The sequence below is a fragment of the Ancylobacter sp. VNQ12 genome (genome assembly GCF_049445835.1).
In the GTDB taxonomy this organism is placed as follows: domain Bacteria; phylum Pseudomonadota; class Alphaproteobacteria; order Rhizobiales; family Xanthobacteraceae; genus Ancylobacter.
The window spans coordinates 172,047-185,284 of record NZ_JBMSDU010000005.1; the positions used below are offsets into that span (position 1 = coordinate 172,047).

13 protein-coding genes, 1 tRNA gene and 2 pseudogenes are annotated in these 13,238 nt (G+C 67.7%); 10 read left to right on the forward strand and 6 right to left on the reverse strand.

Annotation, left to right across the window (positions count from 1 at the left end):
• Positions 1–93: 93 nt before the first annotated feature.
• From ACO2RV_RS09970 to ACO2RV_RS09980, 3 genes and pseudogenes are all read left to right on the forward strand, one after another.
• A tRNA-Val gene (locus ACO2RV_RS09970) sits at positions 94–168 on the forward strand.
• A gap of 219 nt (positions 169–387) precedes the next feature.
• Positions 388–480: pseudogene (locus tag ACO2RV_RS09975) on the forward strand (KGG domain-containing protein); the annotation flags it as partial.
• A 66-nt stretch (positions 481–546) separates the two neighbouring features.
• Positions 547–621 (forward strand): annotated as a pseudogene (locus tag ACO2RV_RS09980) (KGG domain-containing protein); the annotation flags it as partial.
• A 185-nt stretch (positions 622–806) separates the two neighbouring features.
• On the opposite strand, the gene ACO2RV_RS09985 reads toward ACO2RV_RS09980, so the two are convergent.
• Positions 807–1,874: an acyltransferase family protein gene (locus tag ACO2RV_RS09985; protein ID WP_423292395.1), complete on the reverse strand. Its 1,068-nt coding sequence runs from the start codon at positions 1,872–1,874 to the stop codon at positions 807–809.
• A 185-nt stretch (positions 1,875–2,059) separates the two neighbouring features.
• Positions 2,060–2,317, reverse strand: a complete 258-nt coding sequence (locus ACO2RV_RS09990; protein ID WP_423292397.1) for a hypothetical protein — start codon at positions 2,315–2,317, stop codon at positions 2,060–2,062.
• A gap of 125 nt (positions 2,318–2,442) precedes the next feature.
• Between ACO2RV_RS09990 and ACO2RV_RS09995 the strand changes: the two genes are divergently transcribed.
• Positions 2,443–2,706 carry a hypothetical protein gene (locus ACO2RV_RS09995; protein WP_423292399.1) on the forward strand — a complete coding sequence of 88 codons (264 nt, stop codon included), beginning with the start codon at positions 2,443–2,445 and terminating at the stop codon, positions 2,704–2,706.
• 44 nt (positions 2,707–2,750) lie between these two features.
• Here the strand turns inward: ACO2RV_RS09995 and ACO2RV_RS10000 are convergent, their stop codons facing one another.
• Complete coding sequence (locus tag ACO2RV_RS10000; RefSeq protein ID WP_423292401.1) at positions 2,751–3,488, reverse strand: histidine phosphatase family protein; 738 nt, start codon at positions 3,486–3,488, stop codon at positions 2,751–2,753.
• Positions 3,489–3,654: 166 nt separating this feature from the next.
• On the opposite strand from ACO2RV_RS10000, the gene ACO2RV_RS10005 reads away from it, so the two are divergent.
• Positions 3,655–5,502 carry a M3 family oligoendopeptidase gene (locus ACO2RV_RS10005; RefSeq protein WP_423292403.1) on the forward strand — a complete coding sequence of 616 codons (1,848 nt, stop codon included), beginning with the start codon at positions 3,655–3,657 and terminating at the stop codon, positions 5,500–5,502.
• A 146-nt stretch (positions 5,503–5,648) separates the two neighbouring features.
• On the opposite strand, the gene ACO2RV_RS10010 is transcribed toward ACO2RV_RS10005, so the two are convergent.
• Both ACO2RV_RS10010 and ACO2RV_RS10015 read right to left on the reverse strand, forming a co-directional pair.
• Positions 5,649–7,559, reverse strand: a complete 1,911-nt coding sequence (locus ACO2RV_RS10010; RefSeq protein WP_423292405.1) for an autotransporter outer membrane beta-barrel domain-containing protein — start codon at positions 7,557–7,559, stop codon at positions 5,649–5,651.
• A 198-nt stretch (positions 7,560–7,757) separates the two neighbouring features.
• Positions 7,758–8,771: an NUDIX hydrolase gene (locus tag ACO2RV_RS10015; protein WP_423292407.1), complete on the reverse strand. Its 1,014-nt coding sequence runs from the start codon at positions 8,769–8,771 to the stop codon at positions 7,758–7,760.
• Positions 8,772–8,877: 106 nt separating this feature from the next.
• Here ACO2RV_RS10015 and ACO2RV_RS10020 point away from each other — a divergent pair, with 106 nt between their 5' ends.
• The gene (locus tag ACO2RV_RS10020; protein ID WP_423292409.1) at positions 8,878–9,711 is read left to right on the forward strand and encodes an aldo/keto reductase; all 834 of its coding nucleotides are present in this window, start codon (positions 8,878–8,880) and stop codon (positions 9,709–9,711) included.
• Between the two features lie 21 nt (positions 9,712–9,732).
• Here ACO2RV_RS10020 and ACO2RV_RS10025 read toward each other — a convergent pair whose 3' ends face one another.
• Positions 9,733–10,614 carry a DMT family transporter gene (locus ACO2RV_RS10025; protein ID WP_423292411.1) on the reverse strand — a complete coding sequence of 294 codons (882 nt, stop codon included), beginning with the start codon at positions 10,612–10,614 and terminating at the stop codon, positions 9,733–9,735.
• A gap of 63 nt (positions 10,615–10,677) precedes the next feature.
• Between ACO2RV_RS10025 and ACO2RV_RS10030 the strand changes: the two genes are divergently transcribed.
• The 4 genes from ACO2RV_RS10030 to ACO2RV_RS10045 all read left to right on the forward strand — a co-directional run bounded on the left by ACO2RV_RS10030 (position 10,678) and on the right by ACO2RV_RS10045 (position 13,238).
• Entirely contained in the window at positions 10,678–11,262 is a 585-nt protein-coding gene (locus ACO2RV_RS10030) for a TetR family transcriptional regulator C-terminal domain-containing protein (protein WP_423292413.1), read from the forward strand.
• 115 nt (positions 11,263–11,377) lie between these two features.
• Positions 11,378–12,076, forward strand: coding sequence for an energy-coupling factor ABC transporter ATP-binding protein (locus tag ACO2RV_RS10035; RefSeq protein ID WP_423292415.1), 699 nt, complete (start codon positions 11,378–11,380; stop codon positions 12,074–12,076).
• A complete protein-coding gene (locus tag ACO2RV_RS10040; RefSeq protein ID WP_423292417.1) occupies positions 12,073–12,684 on the forward strand; it encodes an energy-coupling factor transporter transmembrane component T family protein in 612 nt (203 codons plus the stop codon). The genes ACO2RV_RS10035 and ACO2RV_RS10040 overlap by 4 nt, the downstream gene beginning before the upstream one ends.
• The gene (locus ACO2RV_RS10045) at positions 12,681–13,238 is read left to right on the forward strand and encodes a biotin transporter BioY (protein ID WP_423292419.1); all 558 of its coding nucleotides are present in this window, start codon (positions 12,681–12,683) and stop codon (positions 13,236–13,238) included. Before ACO2RV_RS10040 ends, ACO2RV_RS10045 begins: the two co-directional genes overlap by 4 nt.

A 13,238-nucleotide genomic window follows, 5' to 3' on the forward strand; every position in this document is an offset into this window, starting at 1 on the left:
GTGGATGACGCGGCAAGTGACCCCTCAGGGGTGGCTTGCACCGCGGCGGGCTTATGGCTATAGGGAAGCCCCGCTCGCAAGAGACCACGGAATGGGCGCGTAGCTCAGCGGGAGAGCACCTCGTTGACATCGAGGGGGTCACAGGTTCAATCCCTGTCGCGCCCACCATTCCCCCGGCCGCCGATGCGGCCCCGTCATTCTCCTCTTCCCGTACGACCTTGGCCGCGGATCTCCCCGATTGGCGCTTTCCGCAGCGGCGTCCGCACGATGATGCCGTCGGCGCGCCAGCCTGTTACCGCCCTTGAAGATAAGACGAATTTTCCGGAACCGGGCGCGCGCCGCCCGGTTGATTCCGCACGGGGGGCGACATTCCTAATGGAGGTCCCAATGGCTAACCCGAACGATCAGCGCGGCGGTTCCGGCAATTTCTCGCAGGACCACGAGCGCGCCCGCGAGGCCGGCCGCAAGGGCGGCGAGCACAGCCGCCAGCAGAGTCAGACCGGCGGCGACAATCGCCAGCAGGGCGACCAGCATCGCGATCAGAAGGACCATCGCGGCGGCGCCGGCAATTTCGCCGAGGATCGCGAGCGGGCGCGCGACGCCGGCCACAAGGGCGGCCAGCGCTAGAGCACGCGCCGATCAGACTGCAGCGCAATCTGATCGGATAACGCGTTCTCTACTCGTAGATTGGAGACTGATTTACCGATCAGCTTGTCTCAACCTGATCGGATCAGGCTCTAGCTCGCCGGCCACCCGCTATCGCGAAGCCCCCGTGCCGCTGGCGCGGGGGTTTTCGTGCGCGCGCGTCAGGCGGCGACGGGGCGTCGCGGCTTCAGCGCCAGGAACGGGCGCTCGATGAGATAGTAGCTCGCCGCCGCGAAGGCGATGGCCACCGGGATGCCGAGGGGAAACGGCAGCGCGAGCGGGCTTCCGGCGAGGCAGAACATCTGCTGCCACAGATAGAGGCTGAACGAGATCTTGCCGAAGAACCGGAAGGCCGGCGTGCGCAGCAGCGCGGCTATGCGCAGATCGGGCTGCGAACCGACCACGAGAATCAGCGCCGCGATCATCACGGCGTCGATGGTCTTGCCGTAGGTGGCGAACCACATGCCGGCGAGATGAAACCGCAGCAGCGGCGATAGGAGGAGGATGTAGCCGAGGAGCAGGGCGCCGATCGGGATCCGCCGCCCCGCGCGCATGAGGATGTCGGTCAGCTGCGCCCGGAACAGCGCGGCGCCGACGCCGACGGCGATGCCGTCAATGCTGGTATGGAACATCATGCCGAGATAGGGGCGCTGATCGGGGTACAGGAAATACACTAGGATGCGCAGCGCCGGCACCAGCAGGATCAGCAGCAGGATCAGGGTCCTCGACCCCGCCAGTGTCAAAGCGAGGAAAACCGCCGGCCATAGCCAATAGAACTGTTCTTCGAGCGACAGGCTCCAGAAATGCCCGAGGATGACCGTGCCCTGCACCGGCGTGTGGCCTATGCCCAGGACGCCGATATAGTTCCAGACGTGCAGCGAGGCGCCGAGTATCTGCGGCAGCGAGGCGGCGGCGTATCCCGTGGCCACGAGCAGCGCGACGAAGCCGATATAGGTATAGAAGGCGGGAAAGATCCTCAAAGTGCGCCGCACGAAGAAGGCGGAGATGCTGACCGTTCCAGTGTTCTCGCGCTCGTTGATGAGCAGGGACGTGATGAGGAAGCCGCTGAGCACGAAGAAGATCAGCACGCCCAGATTGCCGTCCGACACGAAGAACAGCGGCGCGAGCCAGCCGGAATACCCGCCCGCGAGGGTGCTCGCGGAATGACCGAAGACAACCATGAACACGGCGATCGCGCGCAAACCATCCAGCTCCGGGATGTATTTCATGCTCTGAAAAGCCCCTCGGGTCGCCAGCGTGCGGTGGGTAGGATGATAGTTACATCGACCTGCGGATCAAGGCGCCGCCTCGTCCGTGTCCGCCCGTGGGCGCGCGCATGAAAAAGGGCCGCATACCGGAAACCGGTACGCGGCCCTGCAATATCGGCCGATGCGGCTGGCGCGCGCCGCGCCGGCTACTCCGGCAGGCCGGGCTCGACGAGGATGGCGTTGCTTTCCGCCCACCATTTGAAGGCGTTACCGGCCTCGATCACATCCTCGGTCTCGCGCGCGGCCTGCAGCCGGCGGATCAGGCCCTCATAGTCGCCCTTCGGCAGCGGATGGGTCTCGGCGAAGACCAGCGCCTCGTCCAGCGAGGCGATCTCGGTGAGGCCCGTTCCGTCGCGCAGCCGCAGCGGCGGGATGAGGCAAGGCGGTGTGATCGTGCGTTCCATGGTTGTTCAACGCGCGAGCGCGCGCGTCTGTTCCCGGCACGGTGACGCGCGCCCACCGCCCCGTGATGCAACCAAATCGCGATTTCCTCGTTAATCCGGCAGAACGACTTCAACGGGAGGCAGAAATGTTATCGAAAGCTTTTGCTGTCGCGGCGATTACCGTCGTCATTGCCGCACCGTTCGCTGTGCCCGCCCATGCGACCTCCACCTCGACCCGGCCGCTGCCTGTCATCGGCAGCGAGGAGCAGAAGGATGTGCTCAGCCGCGAGAAGGTGCGTCGCCAGCAGGTGCACCAGAACCGTCAGAATGGCCTGTTCCAGCCGATCCTCGCCCCGCTGTACCAGGGCTACAATTCGCCCGCTCAGCAGGTGAAGCGCGCTTTCAACTGACGCGCGGTCGTCACGCAAGCCGCTCCGAATGGGGAGCGTCCCGCTCAGGTGCAGCCGGAATCGGCTGGGCGGGGCTCGGGCGCTCCCCAGTCGTTTGAGGGCAGGTTGGCGAAAGGCGGCGCGAAATACTGGCGTACCACGGTGAATTTCGTCGGCACGGTGGCGGTCGGGCTGTCGTAGTCCAGTATCCAGAAGAAATTATAGTTGCCGTTCGGCCAGGTCTTGGGTACACCGCCGGGCACGCCCTTGATCTCCCCAAGGTTGAGCAGCTGGCGCAAGGTGACCTTCTCGCCGGCGAATTCCTGTTCCAGCGCCTCGCTGGCGATGTGGAAATGCTCCCAGAACATCACCACGGTGGTGCCGTGCCAGCGCGGATTTTCCAGAAGGTCGCGCGCCACCTTGCGGTTCTGCGTATTCACCAGCGAGTTGAAGTAGCGGTTGTTCCTGATCGGCGTCAGCATCAGCGCGTTGGTGGGGACGTGCATGTCCCACACGGCGGCGGTCGGGCGCGCGGTCTCCAGCGTATGCAAAGTGATGGCGAGGATCGCCGCCGGCTTCTCGCCCTTGAGCAGGCTCATCGGGCTGGTCGGGCTGAGATATTGCGCGGCGAGCGCCCGCGCGCGCTCCTTGCCGAGGCTGCACAGGGAAGGCGGGCCTGCTTTTTCCCCGTGACGGACGATGATGATGCGCTTCGGCGCCGCTTCGCTCCGCGGTGCGGCCGCGAGAAGGCCGATCATCGCCGCCGCGATCGCGATCAGGAAGCCGGTAGGTCGTCGCGTCATCGGTACTCCCCGCGCGGCATTTCGTTGCGATGCGAGCATGGAGAGGGCCATGTCTTCCCGCAAGCATGACGCGCCGGATGCAGAAGAAGCGGCACGCACGGATTGATACGCCGGCCCTGCGCACGATATCACTGGCACCAAGAAATGTTTCCCCGCCGGAGTGATCATGCAGCGCCGTTTCGACCTTCTTGCCTCCGCCCCCCGCTCTCCCGAAGCCGCCACTGCCTCCGCCGCCCTCGGCCAATTGCCGCAGTGGGACCTGACGGATCTCTATCCCGGCATCGATTCGCCCGAGCTCAAGGCGGACCTCGAACGCGCCGCCGCCGAGTGCGCCGAGTTCGAGGAAGCTCACAAGGGCAAGCTCGCCGGTATGCTCGACGCTGCGGATGCGGGCGGGCAGCTGGCGCTTGTCGTCGCGCGCTACGAAAGAATAGAGGATCTGCTCGGCCGGCTCTATTCCTTTGCCGGCCTCGTTTATTCCGGCGATACCACCGATCCGGTGCGCGCCAAATTCTATGGCGACGTTCAGGAGAAGCTGACCGAGGCTTCCACGCACCTGCTGTTCTTCACGCTGGAGCTGAACCGGCTGGACGACGCCAAGGTCGAGGCGGCGCTGGCGACCCCCGCCTTCGGCAAGTACCGGCCGTGGATCGAGGATGTGCGGGCGGAGAAGCCCTATCAGCTCGACGACCGCATCGAGCAGCTGTTCCATGAGAAGGGCGTCACCTCGCGCGGCTCGTGGAACCGGCTGTTCGACGAGACCATTGCCGGGCTGCGCTTCGAGGTCGACGGCGAGAAGCTGCCGCTGGAGCAGACGCTGAACTTCCTCGCCGAGCCGGAGGAGGAGAAGCGCCGCGCTGGGGCGCAGGCGCTGGCCAAGGTGTTCGACGAGAATGTCCGCCTGTTCACCCTCGTCACCAACACGCTGGCCAAGGACAAGGAAATCTCCGACCGCTGGCGCGGCTTCGAGGACATCGCGGATTCCCGCCATCTCGCTAACCGCGTCGAGCGCGAGGTGGTGGACGCGCTGGTCTCCTCCGTCCACGCCGCCTATCCCCGGCTGGCGCACCGCTACTACAAGCTGAAGGCCAAATGGTTCGGCAAGGAGAAGCTGGAATACTGGGACCGCAACGCCCCGCTGCCCAAGGTCGAGACCCGCACCATCGGCTGGGACGAGGCCCGCGATACCGTGCTCGGCGCCTATTCCGCCTTCTCGCCGCGCATGGCGGACATCGCCCGCGACTTCTTCGACAAGAGCTGGATCGATGCCGGCGTGCGGCCGGGCAAGGCGACCGGCGCCTTCGCGCATCCCACCGTGCCCTCGGCGCACCCTTACGTGCTGCTCAACTATCTCGGCAAGCCGCGCGACGTGATGACGCTCGCCCATGAGCTGGGTCACGGCGTGCACCAAGTGCTCGCCGCGCCGAACGGCGCGCTGATGGCGCCGACCCCGCTGACGCTCGCCGAGACGGCCTCAGTGTTCGGCGAGATGCTGACCTTCCAGCGCCTGCTGGCTGCCGCGCCGGACGCCAAGGCGCGCAAGGCGATGCTGGCCTCGAAGGTCGAGGACATGATCAACACGGTGGTGCGGCAGATCGCCTTCTACACCTTCGAGCGCCGCATCCACACCGAGCGCAAGAATGGCGAGCTCACCGCCGAGCGCATCAGCCAGATCTGGCTGGAAGTGCAGGGCGAGAGCCTGGGCGAAGCCATCCATCTCGGCCCCGGCTACGAGAACTACTGGGTCTATATCGGCCACTTCATCCATTCGCCGTTCTACGTCTACGCCTATGCGTTCGGCGACTGCCTGGTGAATTCGCTCTACGCGGTCTACGAGAACGCCGAGGAAGGCTTCGCCGAGCGCTATCTCGCCATGCTGGCGGCGGGCGGCACCAAGCATCATTCGGAGCTGCTCAAGCCGTTCGGCCTCGATGCGCGCGACCCTGCCTTCTGGCAGACCGGGCTCAATCTCATCGAGCGGATGATCGCCGAACTGGAAACGCTGGAAGGCTGAGGCAAGCGCCGTTCCCGGCGCCGCCGCGGCGCCGGGATTTCGGCTAAAGCATTTTCGAGCGAAGTGGAGTCCGGTTCGCGTGAAGAAAATGCGTCAGAACAATAATCTAGAGCGCTTTCGGTGAACCGGAGTTCATCGAAAGCGCTCTAGAGACGGAATTTCAGCCGTACCGAGCCGATCTGGTTGAAATAGCCGGACGGGCTGGCCTGCATGTCGTAGTTCACCCCGAGGGTGAAATCGTCGGTGACGGGGGAGGCGAGGCCGACCCCGCCGGTAAACAGCCAGCGCGAGACATCCGGCCCGGTGGTGATGAAGGGATCGCCTCCGCCACTGAAGCTCGCCGTCACCTCGCTCGCCGTGTCGAGCGTGTTGTAGCCGGCCGCGCCGCGCGCCGTCAGGTCGAGACTGTCGGTGAGCTGGTAACGCAGCGCCAGTTCCGCGCTGATGAACAGCTCCTGGTAGCTCTGCGACTCCACGTCGAGGTCGAGCGGGCCGGCCCCGCTCTCGTCATAGCCGCCCGAATTCACGTTCAGGAAATCCAGTCGCACTCCCGGCGTCAGCGTGAGCGCCTCGCTCATGGCGAAGCTCTTGTGCAGGCCGGCGCTGACGTCGAGCACGAGGCTGTGGTAGCCGCCTTCCGCGACGGCGCCCATGAAGGAAATCGTGCGCGCGGTGGAGGTGTCGACGATCCCGCCATTGATCGAGAAGGTGAGGTTCACGTCCGGCGCCAGCTCATGCGCGCCATAGACGCCCAGCACATAGGATTGCAGGTCGGCGGAGCCCTGGGCGAGGCTCGCCGTGGCGGTGTCGGTGCTGGCCTCGATCGAGGTGGAAGCGAAGGCGAACAGTCCGCCGATGCGGGTGCCGGAGGCGAGCGTGCGGTCCGCGCCGATGGCGAAGCCGCCACCACTCATCGTGTAGCCGGGCACGCCGTCGAGCGCGCTCTGGCGACCGGCGCCGCCCAGCGGCTGCACCCAGACGTTCCGGTCCGGCGCGGCGTCGGCGTCCGTCAGCCGGTTGGCGACGACCTGCCCGAGCATGCGCTGCGTGTTCGCGGTGGCCTGCGCGGCGGCGCCGGAGAGCACCGGCACGGTCTGGCTGAGCGCACCGGACAGCGCGGGGCCGGAGAGGTCGTTCAGCACCCGCGTCACCGGCGCCATGGTGCCGGTCAGCCCCTCCGTGGTGCCGGCCACGCCGTACAGCACCTGCGCCGCGCCGAGCGCGGAGACGGTGCCGGTGGCCAGCGCCGTCTCCTGATAGGGGCGCACGACCTGGACATAGGTGATGTCGCCGGTGAACAGCGCCGTCGAATCATAGGTGCCGAGCAGCATCTGCGCCGTGGAGGCATCGCCCTCGATGCCGCCATAGAGGCTGAGCAGCGTGCCGTCGGTCGAGGTGTTGAACAGGACCCGCCCTTCCGGGGTGATGGAGCCCAGCAAAGTGAAGCTCGTCCCGTCCGGACGCAGGCCCTGTCCCCAGAAATAGCCGCTCTTGTAGCCGGTGATGACGAAGGTGCCGGGCTGGCTGGTGCCGAAGGCGGCGGGGCTGACGATCCGCCACGGCGTGCCTTCGGTCCACGCCCATTGCGGCGACAGGTTGCTCGGCACCACCTGTGCCGTCGGCGGCGTGAAGGTCGCGGGGTCGTAGGGCACCATATAGGCCCAGTGGCTCACCAGCAGGTCGGTGCCGGTGATCATCTGCATTTCCATGGTGGTGATGCCGCCCACCGGCTGCATCACGCCGATGCCGATGGTGGTCGGGCCGCCCGTGGTCGGGGTGAACACCATCGTCACCTGCCCGTCCGGAGTGACGAGGCCCTGCACATTCAGATCGGAGACCGAGGTGATCGGGCCGATGGCGAGCGTGCCCGAGCTGGTGCCGGTGAAGCTGCCATTTACCGATGCGCCGAGCGCCCACAGCGTCTGGTCGCCGATCGGGATCGGGTTGGCAAAGCTGGTGCTCGGCGCCGCATAGGCCAGCATCTGCGGCACGGTCACGTACCAGTGCGTATTGCTGATCACCGGGTCCCAGACCGACTGCGCCCGCGCCGTTCCCACGCCGCAGAACCCGGCGCAACATACTGCCGCGGCCGACGCCAGCAGCGCGCGCCCTCCGCGCGACGTCGGTCGATTGCGCAACATTGAACGACGCTGCCCCCAGCCCCACTGCGGCAATAGGATACAACTAAGGGCGGCGTTTCAATTCCCCGCTGCCGCCATGTCCTCGGTAATATCGCCGGCGCGGTACGAAAGGGGCTATCCCCTCCGGCCATGCCCGCCGGGCAGCCGCACGCCGGGGGCGGGGCGCTCCAGCAGCACCTCGCGGCGAAAGCGCACCAGGCGGGCCGGGCGCCCGCCGGTCTCGCTGGTGGTCTCGCCGGTTTCCTCGACGAGGCGCTGTTGCTCCACCAGCCGGCGGAAATTCTGTTTGTGCAGCCGCACGCCGGAGAGCGCCTCCACCGTGCGCTGCAATTGGAGAAGCGTGAAGCTCGGCGGCATCAGCTCGAATACCACCGGGCGGTATTTGATCTTGCCGCGCAGCCGCGCGATGGCGAGCGCCAGCATGCGGCGATTGTCCTCGCGCATCTCGGCACCCGAGAGGGCAGGGGCCGTCCGGTCGGAGCCGCGCTCGCGCAGCGCCTCGGCGACCAGCCCGGCCTCATAGAGCAGTTCGTAGCGCTCCAGCACGCGCTCGTCGTTCCAGCTGGCCTCGTTCCAGCTGGTGGCGCCGCCGAAGCACAGCGTCACCCGCTCGGCCCGCATCTCCGCCATGCGCGGGTTGGCCGCCGCCGCCGCCCAGGCGCGCAGGCCCGGCTCCAGCGCGTCGAGCACGCCGGGTCGCCCGTCGCGCCAGTCCTCCCAGGGGAAATAGCGGTACCAACTCTGCCAGGCGGCCTGCGTGTCGCCGGCCGGGCGCGCCTCGCGCACCAGGGCGAGATAGGCGAGGGAGAGTGCGCGCGCGCCGTCCTCGCCGCGGTCGCGGTCGCCGAAGGTGTAGAGTTGCTCGACATAGCCAAGCTCCTGCAGCGTCTGCCGCTCGACCCAGGAGCGCAGGCCCACTTCCAGTGTGCGGTGGCCGCGCTCCAGCGGGCCGGAGGGCAGGGCGTCGCGTCCGTCGGCATGGCTGATCGCCAGCACCTTGGGCGCGTCGCCCGTTACCGCGACGATGACCGCCGACAGGCCGATGGCGAGATTGGGCTCGGGCGCACTCGGCTCTGGCGCGATGTGCGCGTCGGAAACGGCGGGGCTCGGGGCGGTCGATGGGGGCATGGGGTTCCGCAGGACGGACGGATTTCGCGTCGCTCTCTTGATAGCATGCTTGCGTGTATGGCGCGGCGGTGGCAATCCGCATCAGTTCCCACAGCGAGGTGACAAGATGAGCAGCGTGGTTCTTCCCGGCGGGACGCGGGTTCCCGCGCTCGGCATCGGCACCTGGATGATGGGCGAGCGCGCCAATGCGCGGAAGGAAGAGACCGAATCGGTCCGCCTCGGCGTCGAGCTCGGCCTCAAACTGGTCGACACTGCCGAGATGTATGGCGAGGGCGCCTGCGAGAGCTTCCTGGGCGAGGCCCTGACGGGGCTGCGCGACAAGGTGTTCCTCGTCTCCAAGGTCTATCCGCACAATGCCAGCCGCGCCGGCGTCATCGCCGCCTGCGAGCGCAGCCTCAAGCGGCTGAAGACCGACCGGCTCGACCTGTATCTGCTGCACTGGCGCGGCGGCGTGCCGCTGGCGGAAACCATCATTGGCTTCGAGCACCTCAAGAGCCAGGGCAAGATCGCCCATTGGGGCGTGTCGAACTTCGACACCGACGACATGAACGAATTGTACGAGACCCCCGGCGGCGAGGGCTGCGCGGTCAATCAGGTGCTCTACAACCTCACCCGCCGCGGGCCGGAATGGGACCTCGTACCGTGGCTGCAGGAGCACGAGATCCCGCTCATGGCCTACAGCCCGATCGAACAGGGCCGCATCAGGACGCGTGGCGCGCTGAGCGAGATCGCCGCCAAGCATGGCGCCACGCCGTTCCAGGTCGCGCTCGCCTGGGCGCTGCGCTTCCCCGGCAATATCGTCATCCCCAAGGCGTCGAATCCTGAGCACATGCGCGAGAATGCCGGTGCTCGCGACGTCAAGCTCGACGCCGAGGACCTCGCCGCGCTCGACAGCGCCTTCCCGCCGCCGAGCCGCAAGCGCGCGCTCGAAATGCTGTGATTTTGTCGGTGCCCGGCGCGCTCAGCCCGTCGGGCAGTCGGCGATCCGGCGCGAGGTGCCGCTGATCAGATAGCCGGCGACCGCCGCCACGACCAGCGCGCCGCCCAGCAGCACGGGCAGGCCGACTTCCTCACCGAAAGCCAGCCACACCCAGAGCGGGCCCAGCACGACGTCGAGCAGCAGCAGGAAGCCGGCCTCGCCGGAGCGGATCGAGCGGCCGCCGACCAGGGTGAGCACATTGGCGAGGCCGGACGTCAGCACCCCCAGCAGGACGCAGGCGAGAAGTCCCTGAGGCGCCGGCAGGCTGAAGGGCACCATGGGCAGGGCGATGAGCGCGCCGGCCAGCGCCGAGAGCAAGCTGATCAGCGTCAGGTCGAGGGAGGGGTGCTTCTTGGTCTGCACGAGCAGCCCGGCCCAGCTCGCCGTCATGATCAGCGCGACCGCGATGCCGCCGAGATCATGCACGGAGATCGCCGCTCCGGCGGTGATGGCGATGCCGGCCGCCGCCAGTGCCGCGGCGGCGCCGAAGCGCCAGTCCATCGGCTCGCCCAGCGCGAAAAAGGCGATGGCGGCGGTGATGAAGGGCAGCGTGGCGTAGACCGTCATCACCGTCGCCACCGATGTGAGGCTCAGCGACCCGATCGTGCCGACATTGCCGATCACCGCCAGCACCACGGCGACGAGGCCAGCCTTCGACAGCGTCCTGCGAAGCGCGGCGGTCTTGTTGCGTGTCGCGATGAGCCAGAAGGGGGCCAGCGCGAGGATGGCGAAGACGCCGCGCCACAGTACGACGGACCAGGCGTCGAGCGCGGCCATCCGCACGAACAGCCCGACGCTGCTCCACAACAGCGTGGCCACGAGCACGATGGCAAGGCCGCCGGCACGGCTAGGCGCCATGGACATGGAAGGTCCCTTCATGTTTCCCTTGAAAATATGCATATACCAGAGTAGACCGGTCGTCTAGTTATGGAAAGCAAATCGCCCACCCGAGAGAAGATCGTTGCGGCCGGCCGTCGGGCCATGCTGGCGCATGGCTATGACGGCACCGGCCTCGGCCCCCTGCTGGCGTCGGTCGCGGTACCCAAGGGCTCCTTCTACCATTTCTTCGCCAGCAAGGAGGAGTTCGCCGGCGCGGTTCTCGCCGCTTATGCGGAGCACTATCGCCAGCTCCGCCAGACGCAGTTCGCTGATGCCGCGCTGAGCCCGATGACGCGGCTGGAGCGGCATCTTGCGCACCTCGAACAGGAGAGCATCTCCGAACAAGGGGTGGCCGGCTGCCTCTATGGCGTGCTGGCGCAGGCCGCACCGGCGCTCGGCGAGGATCTGCGCGCTCAGCTCAAGGCGGTGTTCGCGCTGTGGGAGCAGGATCTGGCTGCGCTCATCGCCGAGGCGCAGCAGGCCGGCGAACTCGATGCCGGTCTCGATCCGGCGGAAGCCGCGGCCTTTGTGATCGACGCCTATGAGGGCGCCGTCATCCGGGCGCGCGCCGGCGATGTCGCCGCCTTTACCCGCTTCCGCACATTCACGCTGGCCGCGCTGCGAAGCCGCTGATCGGCACAGGCGCCAGCATCCTGTTATCGACAAGAGCGTGTGCGGGCTTCAATAAGCAGGGCGGCGATGCGCCCGTCCGCGTCGCCTCTGTCCTCTCGCGCTACGGAACCTTCCTGTGCCGACCCTGCCGTCCATCCTGCTTGAGAACGTCACCCTGCGGCGCGGCGGGCGGGTGGTGCTCGATGCCGTCTCGCTCGACCTGTCCGAGCGCCGCGTCGGCCTCATCGGCACCAACGGCTCGGGCAAGAGTTCGCTGGTGCGCCTTCTCAACGGGCTGCTGAGCGCCGATGCGGGCCGCGTCGTCGTGCATGGGCTCGACGCGCGCGAGCAGGCGGGCGAACTGCCGGGCAAGGTCGGCTTTATCTTCCAGAATCCCGACCACCAGATCATCTTCCCCACCGTCGCCGAGGAAGTCGCCTTCAGCCTGGAGCAGGCCGGCCGGCCGCGCCGGCAGGCGCGCGAGGAGGCCGTGCCCGCGCTCGCCCGCTTCGGCCGCGCGCATTGGGCGGAGCGGCCGGTGCACGCGCTCTCCGAGGGCGAGAAGCAGTATCTGTGCATCATCGCCGTGCTGGTGATGCAGCCCGAGGTGATCGTCTTCGACGAGCCCTTCTCCAATCTCGATCTGCCGACCCGCCGCCGGCTGGAGGCGCTGATCGCCACCCTGCCGCAGCAGGTGGTGATGATCGCCCATGAGCTCGATGCCTTCGCCGGCTACGACCGCGTCGTCTGGCTGCATGAGGGCCGCGTGCGCGGCGACGGCGCACCGGACGAGGTGGTCGGCGCCTACCGCGCCTTTGCGGAGGGGATGGCGTGATCTCGCTCTATCTGGCCGAGCGCACCTGGCTGCACGCGATCCCCGCCGGCTGGAAGCTGCTCGCGCTGGCCTTCATCAGCATCGCCGTCGCGCCGTTCGATTCGCTCCCGCTGATGGCGGGCCTGCTCGCCGCCACGCTTGCGCTCTACGCTTCGCTCGGCCGCGCGGCGATGGCCCAGATCGCCCTGCTGCGCCCGATGTGGCCGCTCTTTGCCATCCTCCTCACGTTCCACGCGTGGAATGGCGACATCGTGCTCGGCGTCGTCGTCATGGCGCGGCTTCTCGCCACGGTCCTGCTCGCCAATGCCGTGACCATGACCACGCGCATGGACGCGATGATGGACGCGATCGAGCCGGTGCTCAGCCCGCTGCGTCTCGTCGGGCTGGCGCCGCGCACCGTGGCGCTCGCCGTGGCGATGATGATCCGCTTCGTGCCGCTTCTGTTCGCGCTGTGGGAATCGCTGAACGAATCCTATCGCGCCCGCACCGGCAGGCGCGGCGGCTGGCGTCTGCTGGCGCCGTTCTGTATCCACACCTTGAGATTGTCCCACAATGCCGCCGAGGCGCTGGCCGCGCGCGGCGGCGCGCCGAGAGGAAACCGCCCATGAAGGATCGCAGTCTCGTGCAGATCGCGCTCTACGCCGCGATCTTCGCCGTGCTCGGCCTGCTGCCGCGGCTGGACCTGCCGATCGCCGGCGGCGTGCCGATCACCGCGCAGAGCATGGGCGCCATGCTGGCCGGGGTGATGCTGGGCGCCTGGCGCGGCGCGCTCGCCATCGTGCTGCTGCTGTTCGTGGTGGCGCTGGGCGCCCCGCTGCTGGCGGGCGGGCGCGGCGGGCTCGGCGTGTTCTTCAGTCCGTCCGTCGGCTTCATCTTCGGCTGGGTGGCGGCGGCCTTCGTCGCCGGCTGGATCATGCAGCTGCTGCGCAAGGCGCCGGTGTTCCCGGCGGCGCTGGTGGCCTCGGTGGTCGGCGGCATCGTGGTGCTCTATGCCTTCGGTATTGTGGGCATGGCGCTGAAGACCCAGCTTTCGTTGGTCGATGCCGCCAAGGCCAGCCTCGTCTTCCTTCCCGGCGACGCGATCAAGGCGGTGCTCACCGCGCTCGTCGCCCAGACGGTGGCGCGCGGCATGCCCGAGGCCCTGCTGTCGCGCGCGCGCTGA

Excerpts from the sequence above, each read along its gene's own strand:
- ACO2RV_RS10000 (WP_423292401.1), bottom strand. The coding sequence starts at position 3,488 with ATGACGCGACGACCTACCGGCTTCCTGATCGCGATCGCGGCGGCGATG.
- ACO2RV_RS09990 (WP_423292397.1), bottom strand. The coding sequence starts at position 2,317 with ATGGAACGCACGATCACACCGCCTTGCCTCATCCCGCCGCTGCGGCTG.
- ACO2RV_RS10045 (WP_423292419.1), top strand. The coding sequence starts at position 12,681 with ATGAAGGATCGCAGTCTCGTGCAGATCGCGCTCTACGCCGCGATCTTC.
- ACO2RV_RS10015 (WP_423292407.1), bottom strand. The coding sequence starts at position 8,771 with ATGCCCCCATCGACCGCCCCGAGCCCCGCCGTTTCCGACGCGCACATC.
- ACO2RV_RS10020 (WP_423292409.1), top strand. The coding sequence starts at position 8,878 with ATGAGCAGCGTGGTTCTTCCCGGCGGGACGCGGGTTCCCGCGCTCGGC.
- ACO2RV_RS10030 (WP_423292413.1), top strand. The coding sequence starts at position 10,678 with ATGGAAAGCAAATCGCCCACCCGAGAGAAGATCGTTGCGGCCGGCCGT.
- ACO2RV_RS09995 (WP_423292399.1), top strand. The coding sequence starts at position 2,443 with ATGTTATCGAAAGCTTTTGCTGTCGCGGCGATTACCGTCGTCATTGCC.
- ACO2RV_RS10005 (WP_423292403.1), top strand. The coding sequence starts at position 3,655 with ATGCAGCGCCGTTTCGACCTTCTTGCCTCCGCCCCCCGCTCTCCCGAA.
- ACO2RV_RS09985 (WP_423292395.1), bottom strand. The coding sequence starts at position 1,874 with ATGAAATACATCCCGGAGCTGGATGGTTTGCGCGCGATCGCCGTGTTC.
- ACO2RV_RS10025 (WP_423292411.1), bottom strand. The coding sequence starts at position 10,614 with ATGTCCATGGCGCCTAGCCGTGCCGGCGGCCTTGCCATCGTGCTCGTG.